The 10372-nt window shown below is 71.4% G+C and carries 8 protein-coding genes; 5 read left to right on the plus strand and 3 right to left on the minus strand.

The window, feature by feature from the left end; genetic code table 11:
• Positions 1-4: 4 nt before the first annotated feature.
• Entirely contained in the window at positions 5-1177 is a 1173-nt protein-coding gene (locus ACFYVJ_RS28935; protein WP_388897500.1) for a cytochrome P450, read from the minus strand.
• A gap of 274 nt (positions 1178-1451) precedes the next feature.
• Between ACFYVJ_RS28935 and sigJ the strand changes: the two genes are divergently transcribed.
• The 3 genes from sigJ (at position 1452) to ACFYVJ_RS28950 (ending at position 5439) form a co-directional block, all read left to right on the plus strand.
• Positions 1452-2384, plus strand: coding sequence for an RNA polymerase sigma factor SigJ (gene sigJ, locus ACFYVJ_RS28940; protein ID WP_388897502.1), 933 nt, complete (start codon positions 1452-1454; stop codon positions 2382-2384).
• A 304-nt stretch (positions 2385-2688) separates the two neighbouring features.
• Complete coding sequence (locus ACFYVJ_RS28945) at positions 2689-4221, plus strand: class I SAM-dependent methyltransferase (RefSeq protein ID WP_388897504.1); 1533 nt, start codon at positions 2689-2691, stop codon at positions 4219-4221.
• Positions 4222-4539: 318 nt separating this feature from the next.
• Positions 4540-5439 (plus strand): sigma-70 family RNA polymerase sigma factor, encoded by a 900-nt coding sequence (locus ACFYVJ_RS28950; protein WP_388897506.1) that lies wholly within the window; start codon positions 4540-4542, stop codon positions 5437-5439.
• 77 nt (positions 5440-5516) lie between these two features.
• Here the strand turns inward: ACFYVJ_RS28950 and ACFYVJ_RS28955 are convergent, their stop codons facing one another.
• Complete coding sequence (locus tag ACFYVJ_RS28955; RefSeq protein ID WP_388897509.1) at positions 5517-6434, minus strand: aromatic prenyltransferase; 918 nt, start codon at positions 6432-6434, stop codon at positions 5517-5519.
• A 461-nt stretch (positions 6435-6895) separates the two neighbouring features.
• Between ACFYVJ_RS28955 and ispH the strand changes: the two genes are divergently transcribed.
• Together ispH and ispG are read left to right on the plus strand one after the other, a co-directional pair.
• The gene (gene ispH / locus ACFYVJ_RS28960) at positions 6896-8926 is read left to right on the plus strand and encodes a 4-hydroxy-3-methylbut-2-enyl diphosphate reductase (protein ID WP_388897512.1); all 2031 of its coding nucleotides are present in this window, start codon (positions 6896-6898) and stop codon (positions 8924-8926) included.
• A 96-nt stretch (positions 8927-9022) separates the two neighbouring features.
• A complete protein-coding gene (gene ispG / locus ACFYVJ_RS28965) occupies positions 9023-10171 on the plus strand; it encodes a flavodoxin-dependent (E)-4-hydroxy-3-methylbut-2-enyl-diphosphate synthase (RefSeq protein WP_388897525.1) in 1149 nt (382 codons plus the stop codon).
• Here the strand turns inward: ispG and ACFYVJ_RS28970 are convergent.
• On the minus strand, positions 10161-10372 hold a 212-nt coding region (locus tag ACFYVJ_RS28970), incomplete at its 5' end, for a hypothetical protein (protein WP_388897515.1). The two genes, ispG and ACFYVJ_RS28970, sit on opposite strands and share 11 nt — an antisense overlap.

The raw sequence follows: 10372 nt of genomic DNA on the forward strand, positions 1-10372 counted from the left end.
GCCGTCAGCGGAGCTTGATGGTGGTGGGCAGCGAGGAGAAGCCCCGGATGTTGGTGGTGTAGACGCGGACGGCGCGGTCCGCGTCGATCTCGTACGCGCTGATGCGGCGCGCCAGTTCGGCCAGGACGACGCGCGCCTCGAGCCGGGCCAGCGGGGCGCCGAGGCAGTAGTGCGGGCCGCCGCCGAAGCTGATCACGCGGCGGGTGTCGCGGCCGAGGTCGAAGCGCTCGGCGTCCGGGAACACCTCGGGGTCGCGGTTGGCGGCGGCGATCAGGCACAGGACGCGCGCGCCCGCGGGCACGGGGACGCCGTGCAGGGTGCGGTCCTCGGTGAGGGTACGGACCATGTACTGCACGGGCGTGTCGTAGCGCAGCGTCTCCTCGACCCACTCGCTGATCCCGCCGTCGAACGCGCGGGCGCGCTGGTCCGGGTTGCGCCACGCCCAGTACCAGGCGTTGCCCAGCATCCGCAGGCTCGTCTCGTACCCCGCCGTGACCAGCAGCCCCAGCACGGCGACGATCTGCTCGTCGGTCAGGGGCGCGCCGTCGGGGCGCGCCTGGCCCAGCGAGGTCAGCAGGTCGGTGCCGGGGTCGCGGCGCCGTTCGCCGACCCAGCGCAGGTAGTAGCCGGCCAGCTCGCCCATCGCCTGGGCGTTCTCCGGCGTGAGGTCGCGGGCGCCGGGCGGGCGGTGGAAGGCGAGGTGGATGAGGCGGCGCGCCTCCGCCCGGTCCCCGTGCGGGACGCCGATCAGCTCCGAGATGACGTCCATCGGGACGGTGGCCGCGATGTCGGCGACGAAGTCGAACGACTCGCGCTCCAGCGCCGGGTCGAGGTGGGCGCGCACGATGTCGCGGATCCGGTCCTCGAGCCCGTTCATGTGCCGGGGGCTGAACACGCCGGACACCAGGGCCCGGGTCCGGGTGTGGTCCGGCGGGTCCATGGCGTTGAACGACATCACCTTGTGCGCGTCGGGTCCCCAGATGGCGGAGTCCAGCAACGGGCCGTTGGCGCTGGAGAAGCCCGCCGAGTCGCGCAGCGCGGCGTCGACGTCCGCGTGCCGCGACAGCGCCCAGATGTCCAGCTCCTCGTTGTGGTGAACGGGCGCCTTTTCGCGAAGCTGCGCATACAGCGGATAAGGGTCGACGTTGAGCTGCTCGTCGTAGGGGCTGTACTCCACTGCCATACTCCATCGCCTCCACCGTGGTGATCGGTTCGTGAGTCCCTGCGCCGAGTCGGCCGGATTCCGCCGGCCGGAACACGAACGAGCAGGGGCCGGCCGGGTGAGGGAAGGGAACGCGGCTCGAAAGCGCCCTGCTCGCACGTGGATATGTGCGTCTCTTCTGTACGACAAGGCACGTCGGCCGAATGTGAGGCGCGCGCGGCGCCGGTGTCCGGGTGGGTTACCTTGACGAGATACCGAGGGCGGTTGCGTGGAGGAGGCTGGTGGCGCGATGACCACCGAGTCGGGGCCGGGGTCCGCGGCACCGGACGCGAGCCTGGGTGTGATCATGGGCGAGCGGCGCCAGATGATCAACCTGGCCTACCGGCTGCTGGGTTCGCTCTCCGACGCCGAGGACGCGGTGCAGGAGACGTACGCCCGCTGGTACGCGATGCCGCGGGCGGAGCAGGAGGCCATCGAGTCCCCGGGGGCCTGGCTGACGACGGTGACCAGCCGGATCTGCCTGAACCTGCTGAACTCGGCGCGGGTGCGGCGCGAGACGTACGTCGGGCAGTGGATTCCCGAGCCGCTGCCGGAGCACACCGAGTGGACCACCGCCCGCGCCGGCGGCAGCCACATGGACCCGGCCGACCGGATCACCCTGGACGAGTCCGTGAGCATGGCTTTCCTGGTGGTGCTGGAGTCGATGACGCCGGCCGAGCGGGTGGCCTTCGTGCTGCACGACGTGTTCCGGTACTCCTTCGCGGAGGTGGCCGGGATCGTCGGCCGGTCGCCGGGCGCCTGCCGCCAGTTGGCCTCCTCCGCCCGGCGCCGGATCCGGCCGGCCCGTGCCCCCGCGACCGCGCCGGCCAGGAGGGCGGGCATCGTCCGGGAGTTCCGGCAGGTCTGGGAGGCCCAGGACATCGACGCCCTGATCGGGCTGCTGGATCCGAACGCCACCGTGACCGCCGACGGCGGCGGGCTGGCGGCCGCGGCCCCCCATCCGGTCACCGGCGGCAAGGAGATCGCCATCGCCTGCGCCGGCCTGGCGGCCCGGGCCCCGCTGACGATCCTGGAGCGTACGGTCAACGGCCAGCCTGGTCTGGTCAGCCGGCGGAACGGCAGGACCATCGCGGTCCTGGCCTTCGACATCGACCGGGACCGCATCACCCATATCTGGGCCGTGCTCAACCCCGAGAAACTCCGCGCCTGGACCGCCGCCTGAGCTCTCACCGGGGCGTTGTCCGCGCGGTATAGCAATATATTGCCCCCACCGGATCGCTCGATCCGTCCCCGGGCAGGAAGCGGGCTTTCCCCCATAAGATGATCGCGCCGGGAGAAGGCGGGGGAAGCGTCCGGCAACTAAACTGGGGGCATGATTCCTTGGCTGCAGCATTCCTGCGAAACCGTGTTCCGCGGATGACCTGCTCAGCGGCTGACATTCCGACCGCCCGCGGCAGAGTCCTGCATCCGGCGCGCGCCAATACCGCCTTACGCAGCCCCACCTGCCTATCGCGAAAGGATCGCACATGAGCGCTTCCGCCGCCCCGGCGAAGGTGCACCAACTCGTCAGCGCCTTCGTGGACGCACCGGACGACCGTCTCGACGCGGAGTTCCGGCAGTTGACCGGCGAGCTGTGGCGGGACGGTGCCGCCACCGGCCTCGCCCTGCCGGCCGCGCGGGAGCTCGCCGGCCGCTTCGAGGCGCTGGACGACCGGAGACGCGGCTACGCGGCGGTGCTGCTCGGCCTCCTCGTCGAGACCGAGTATCCGTCGGCCGACGGCCCCATCGCCACCGCGGCCGGCGCCGGCCTCGACGCCTACACCGCCCTGGCGGCCGGCCTCGACCAGGGCGACCCGCTCTTCCTGGCGCTGTGCTACCTGCTGGCGCACTTCCCCGCGGCCCGCGAGCCCGTGCTCGCCGCGGCGACCCAGGCCGGCCTGCACGAGGACGACTACTCCCGGCTCGACCGGGCGCTGGCCACGCTGGACCCCGAACACCCCGTTCTCGGCCGGGTGTTCCCCTCCCCGGCCGCCTGGCAGCGGTACGGCGCGGAGGGCGACTTCGACAAGCGCTGGATCGAGGCGATGTCGCCGGAGGAGGTCGAACGCGGCTGGCGCGCCGATACCGGGACGGCCTTCGCCGGCCTCGGCGCCAAGGCGTACTGGGCGGTGCGCAACTGGACCTCCCCCGCCGTACCGGCCGAGGTCGACTTCCCGCCGGACGAGAAGGTTGTCCGCGCGGCCGACCCGGCGGTCGGTCTCTTCGACGCGCACGAGCCGGCGCTGAGCTGCCCGGGCTGCGGCGGCGCCTTCGAGGTCGCCGCGCGCCGGGCGCGGTGCACGCGGTGCGACACGGCGTACCCGATCTCGGCCGGCATCCTGGACCTCACCAAGACCATGGCCGGGGACGAGGCCGACGACTTCGACTTCATGGTCGCCGAGACGCCCGGCATGACCCTCTTCTACGAGCGGATCGCCCGCCCCAACTTCCTGCGGCTGTGCGGCAGCAACTGGGACGACGCGGTGACCACCGGCGTCGAGGACGACTACCTGGCCCGGCACGTCCGCCCGGTCGAGGGCCCGGTGCTCGACCTCGGCTGCGGCGCGGGCCGCTGGACCGGCGTCCTCGCGGACGCCGTCGGCGCGGAGCGCGTCATCGCGCTCGACGCGACCGGCCCGATGCTCTCGATGCTGCGCGCCCGGCTCGCCGGGGTCCCGGCGATCAGGTCCGGCGCCGCGCCGCTGCCCTTCAAGGACGCGAGCCTGGGCGCGGTGCTGTGCTGGAACGCGCTCCAGGCGTTCCCCGACCCGGCGGCGGCCGTCGCCGAGGTCGGGCGGTGCCTGCGGCCCGGCGGCACGTTCACGGTGATGACGTTCCGGAACTCGGACGACCCCGTCTACCGCCACTTCGTCGCCGCCCACACCCCCGCCGAATACCGGGTCGGGCCGCGCCCGTTCGACCCGGACGCGCTCAAGCAGTTGCTGGCGGACGCCGGTCTGCGGATCCGCGAGGAGTGGGGTCCCGGCACGTTCGTCTTCTTCACCGCGGAACGCGCGTAACCGGCGCCGCCGGCCCCCGCCCGCGGCACCGCGCGGGCCGCCCGCGGCCGCGGGGACGGGGGCCGGCGCTCCGGCGCGGAAGTGCTCGTCCGGCACGTACCGGACGTGTATCCGCCTGCCGGAGCGGAGGCGCAGGTCACGGCCGTCGCCCTACGGAGTAAGCTCGTTGCCGGCTGTTGTCACTGACAGCCGCGACCGGCACGGACGGGAGGCGGCGACGTGGCACGGCACCGGGCCGGTGGCGGTTCCCGGCTCATCACATCGGCGGGATCCCGCCGGTCACCAACTTGGCAGGATCCGGGGAGAGGACTTGACCAGATGAGTGATCACGACTGGCTGGCCGAGCGGTTCGAAAGTGATCGCCCCCGTTTGCGCGCGCTCTCGTACCGGATGCTCGGCTCCGCCGCGGAAGCCGACGACGCGGTCCAGGAGGCGTGGATCCGGCTGAGCCGCTCGCGCACCGACGAGGTGGAGAACCTCAGCGGCTGGCTGACGACGATCGTCGCCCGGGTCTCGCTGAACATGCTCCAGTCCCGCAAGTCACGCCCCGAGGACCTGGTGGACACCACCGAGGCCGGCGAGGGGCACGGCGAGGCCGCGCCGGACGACCCGGAGGAGGAGGCGGTCCTCGCCGACTCCGTCGGCGTCGCGCTGCTGGTGGTGCTCGACACCCTCACGCCCGCCGAGCGGCTGGCGTTCGTGCTGCACGACATGTTCGCCGTCCCCTTCGAGGAGATAGCGAAAATCGTCGACCGCTCCCCCGCCGCCGCCCGCCAGTTGGCCAGCCGCGCCCGCCGCCGCGTGCAGCGGGCCGCGCCGCTGGCCAGGACCGCGGCCGTCGGCGTGTACGACGAGAAGGCGGACGCGCCCAAGAAGGGCAAGTCCGATCTGGCCAACGCCTTCCTCGCCGCGTCCCGCGAGGGCAACTTCGAGGCCCTGCTGTCGATGCTGGACCCGGACATCGTGCTGCGCTCCGACCCGACCGCCGTGCAGATGGGAGTCGACGCCGAGCTGCGCGGCGCCGACGCCGTCACCCGCGTCTTCGCCGGCCGCGCCTGGGCACCGGTGCCCGCGCTCATCGACGGGACGGCCGGGCTGGTGTGGGCGAAGGGCGGCCGGCCGCGGCTCGCGTTCCGCTTCACCGTCGACGACGGGCGGATCACCGCCATCGGCATCCAGGCCGAGCTGGCGGACGTCGACATCGCGCTCGCCCTCTAGGGCACCGTCCGTACGGACGGCGGAGGGGCCGGCGTTCCCGCGCAGGGGACACCGGCCCTTCCGGCCGAGCGGACGGTCTAGTCGTTGAGCGAGTCGAACGCCTTGAGCAACTTCCGCTGGATGTCGCTGATCTGGTAGTACGAGCCGAGCTTGTAGTACTCCTCGTGGGGCGTGAGCGTGAGGCCGTAGACGAGGGTGCGTGCCTCGCCCGCGTAGGCGTACGGCGCGTTGTGCGCGTACGTCGAGAACTTCGCCAGGTCCTCGTCCCGTTCGGCCGGCGCCAGCGTGGGGTCCCTGCTGATCACGGCGAAGCAGAGCCGCTCGATCCTGCCGCTCTCCCAGTTCAGCGTCGGGTAGACGGAGAACGAGCGGCGCGCGAACGTCAGCCCCACCTCGCCGGTCTCCTGCAGCCCCATGTCGCGGATCATCGACCGGACGGCCCCGGGGCCGAGGATGTCGGGGGACATCTCGCTGAAGTACAGGTTGACCGTCTTCTTGTTGTAGTCGATCGACGTCATCTGCACCTTGTCGAGGCCGTAGCGCGCGAACAGCCCGGCGTTCTCCCGCACGCTGTCCGGCATGGAGGGGATCCCGGCCAGCTTCGCCGCGCTCGGCAGATCCTTCGTGGGGAAGAAGGCATACGTCTTCTTGAACCCGCCGGTGATCTCGCCGTCGAAGGCGAACATGCTGACGGGGCAGTGTTCCTGGGTGTCGGCGAGCAGCCTGCCGACGGGGTGGTCGGTGCGGGGGGTCAACCCCTCGGCTAACGCCACGCGGTACGGGTCGCCGGCCTCCGCCGGCACCGAGATGCTGAAGTCCAGCTCCGTCGCGTACCGCCCGCTCGCCATGGAGAAGACCACCACGGCGTCGGCGAGCACCTCGTGGTACGCCTCCAGAGCGGGTCTGACCTTTTCCCGGGAGACCGTGATATCGAGGAGGCCGGCCGCTTCCTCCATGGCTGAATAGACACGCTCGACGTCAGCAGCACCGGACATGGAATCCTCCGCAAGTCGATGGGGGTCGACGGTCGAAGTCAGGTCAGATTGCTGGGGCAGCTATCAGCTCAACCTGCCCAGCGTCCGTCACCCGGCTTGGCCCTGACTGTGGAACGGGTTGGCGCCGACTTGGCGGAACCCCCGTCGCCGGGCCGCGCTGCCGGTGCGTCCCGGGCCGCGGCGCGGGTCAATCGGGAAGCTGCCTGCGGGAACGCATTGCCGGCTCCGCCGTCAAGCCGCTGCCAACTCGCGGCACAGTCCGGGCCAAGCCGTTCACAGGCACTGCGTGCCATGACTCTTCCGGGACTTTCCGTGCTTTAATCGGTTGCCCTTCATCCACCCGGCCGCAGGGCCGCGTACCCCGGCTGACCAGGCGAGATGCGCCCTGGCATACCGGTGACAATATGTTGCCCCGCAATGATCCTTGACGCTCGCAGCCGCGGTTCCGCAGTCTTTTCCATATGGCTACCGCGGTGGATAACAAGAAGCAATCGGGCGGCAAGAAGCTCATTCTCGCAGAGCCGCGCGGCTTCTGCGCGGGAGTGATCAGGGCCATTGAGATCGTCGAGCGTGCGCTCGAGATTCACGGCGCGCCGCTGTACGTACGCAAGCAGATCGTCCACAACGAGCACGTGGTACGCCGGCTGGAGCAGCGGGGCGTCAGGTTCGTCGACTCCGAGACCGAGGTGCCGGACGGCGCGGTGTGCATCTTCTCGGCGCACGGCGTCTCCCCCGAGGTGCGCAGCAACGCGGCGCGGCGCAGCCTCCAGGTCATCGACGCGACCTGCCCCCTCGTGGCCAAGGTGCACCAGGAGGCGATCCGGTTCGCCCGTGACGAGCGGACGCTGCTCCTCGTCGGGCACGCCGACCACGAGGAGATCGAGGGCACCTACGGGGAGGCCCCGGACCGCACGATCATCGTGGAGGACGCGGAGGCGGCCAGGAACCTGGAGCTGCCGGAGGGCACGCGCGCCGCGTTCCTCACCCAGACCACTCTCTCGGTGGACGACACCGAGGAGATCGTGTCCGTGCTGCGCGAGCGGTTCCCCGAGATCGTCGGCGCGGGCAGCGAGGACATCTGCTACGCCAGCCAGAACCGGCAGACCGCGGTGAAGTCGATCGCCTGGCGCAGCGAACTCGTGCTCGTCGTCGGCTCCGCCAACTCCAGCAACACCGTGCGGATGGTGGAGGTCGCGCAGGCCGCCGGCGCCGAGGCCAAGCTGCTGCCGAACGTCGACCACCTCGACCCCGCCTGGCTGGAGGGCGTCAGCACGGTCGGCGTCAGCTCCGGCGCGAGCGCCCCCGAGGTGCTGGTCGAAGAGGTCATCGAGCGCCTCGCGTCCCTCGGGTACGCCGACGTCGAGACAGAGGTCACCGCCAAGGAGACCGTCGTCTTCCGGCCCCCTTCGGGGCTCGAACTGCCGAAGAAGAAGGCCGCCGGCGCCGGCAAGGACCTCCCCGTGGACGACGCCACCGAGGAGCTGGTCGGCCGCGCCGTCGCGCGCGTCGAGGAGCTGCTGAGCGCCGAGATCGCCCGCTGGCAGGCGGTCGACGCGCGCGCGGCGCTGCCCATCGAGGGCATCGCGGAGCTGATCGCGGCCGGCGGCAAGCGGCTGCGGCCCACCTTCTGCGTGAGCGGCTACCTGGCGGCCGGCGGTGCCGTCGACGGCTCGGCCGCCGAGGACGCGGTCATCGGCGCCGCCGCGGCGCTGGAGCTGCTGCACGCCTCCGCCCTGCTGCACGACGACATCCTCGACAACGCGCCCACCCGCCGCGGCGCGCCGACGCTGCACGCCAAGCACGCCGCCATCCACGCGGACAAGGGCTGGACCGGCGAACCCCGCCGCTACGGCGAGGGGATCGGCATCCTGGCCGGCGCCCTCGCGTACGGCTACGCCACCCGGCTCGCCGCCGGGCTGACCGGCCCGGCCATGGAGATCTGGACCGACCTGGGCACCGAGATGCTCGTGGGCCAGCAGCTCGACATCGCGCTGGCCGCCGAGCCGAAGCCGGACACGGACCTCGCCCGCTGGATCGCGGTCTGCAAGTCCGGCCGGTACACCATCCACCGCCCCCTCGCCCTCGGCGCGTCCCTCGCCGGGCGGCAGGACCTCCAGCAGGTGTTCGAGGCGTACGGCGTGGCCGCCGGCGAGGCGTTCCAGCTCCGCGACGACCTGCTCGACGCCTTCGGCGACTCCGAGGCGACCGGCAAGCCGGCCGGACTCGACGTCAGCGAGCACAAGATGAACCTCCTGCTCGCCCTCGCCGCCACGAAGGACGCCCGGGTCGCCGAGCTGGTGGCGGCGCGCACGTGGGACACCGAGGCGCTCAGCGCCGCGATGCTCGCGTCCGGCGTACGCCAGGAGGTCGAGGAGCACATCGACCAGCTCGTCGGGACCGCCCGCACGGCCCTCCAGGGTGCGCCGCTGGCGGACGGCTGGCGGGAGCGGCTGGACCTGATGGTGGAGTACGTCGCGTACCGCGACCGCTGACCGCCCGCCCCCCAGACCGAACCCGAGGGGCCCGCCACCGGTGCCGGCCCAGCACGACAGATATCGAGAGGATGATCAGACGTGGTGGACCTCGGCATGCCCAAGGTGCCCCAGCAGGTGTCTCCCCGGCGCAAGAGCCGGCAGCTCAGGCTGGGCCATGACGACCGAGCCGTGCTCGTCGGCGGCGACGCCCCGGTGAGCGTGCAGTCCATGTGCACGACCGTGACGGCCGACGTGAACGCGACGCTCCAGCAGATCGCGGAGCTGACGGCGTCGGGTTGCCAGATCGTACGGGTCGCCGTGCCCTCGGCCGACGACGCCGACGCGCTGCCGGAGATCGCGCGCAAGTCGCAGATCCCGGTGATCGCCGACATTCACTTCCAGCCGCGGTACGTCTTCGCGGCGATCGACGCGGGCTGCGCCGCGGTCCGCGTGAACCCGGGCAACATCAAGGCGTTCGACGACAAGGTCGGTGAGATCGCCAAGGCCGCGGCGGACGCCCAGGTGCCGATCCGCATCGGCGTGAACGCGGGCTCGCTGGACAAGCGGCTGATGGACAAGTACGGGAGCGCGACGCCGGACGCCCTGGTGGAGTCGGCGCTGTGGGAGTGCTCGCTCTTCGAGGAGCACGGCTTCCGGGACATCAAGATCTCCGTGAAGCACCACGACCCGGTCGTGATGATCAATGCGTACCGCAAGCTGGCCGCGGCCTGCGACTACCCGCTGCACCTCGGCGTGACCGAGGCGGGGCCCGAGTTCCAGGGCACGGTGAAGTCCGCGGTGGCCTTCGGCGCGCTGCTGGCCGACGGCATCGGCGACACGATCCGGGTGTCGCTGTCGGCGCCGCCGGCCGAGGAGGTCAAGGTCGGCGCGGCGATCCTGGAGTCCCTCGGGCTCAAGGAGCGCCGTCTGGAGATCGTCTCGTGCCCCTCGTGCGGCCGGGCGCAGGTGGACGTCTACAAGCTGGCCAACGAGGTGACCGCCGGGCTCGACGGCATGGAGGTGCCGCTGCGCGTCGCCGTGATGGGCTGCGTCGTCAACGGTCCCGGCGAGGCCCGTGACGCCGACCTCGGCGTGGCGTCGGGCAACGGCAAGGGGCAGATCTTCGTCAAGGGGAAGGTCGTCGCCACGGTGCCGGAATCCAAGATTGTCGAAACGCTTATCGACGAAGCCATGCGTATTGCCGAGGAAATGGAAGCCGACGAGGACACGCCCGCCGGTACGCCGCAGGTCATCACTCCCTGAACCCTGCGCCCACCCAGTGGAATTGCAAATTGGAGAATCGCCAAGTGAACACCAAGTCGCCGGTGTATTGGTGGCCAAGTGGGATGGCGGATGCTGGGTGGGCGTAGTCGGGTGTTTCGGCGCTGGTTGAGGTGGTGGCCTGGTGAGCGGGAGTCCGGTGCACAAGCGTGGTTTGTATATAGGTGTTCTCGCGCAGCGTGC

The organism is Streptomyces sp. NPDC004134, assembly GCF_042874195.1.
In the GTDB taxonomy this organism is placed as follows: Bacteria; Actinomycetota; Actinomycetes; order Streptomycetales; family Streptomycetaceae; genus Streptomyces.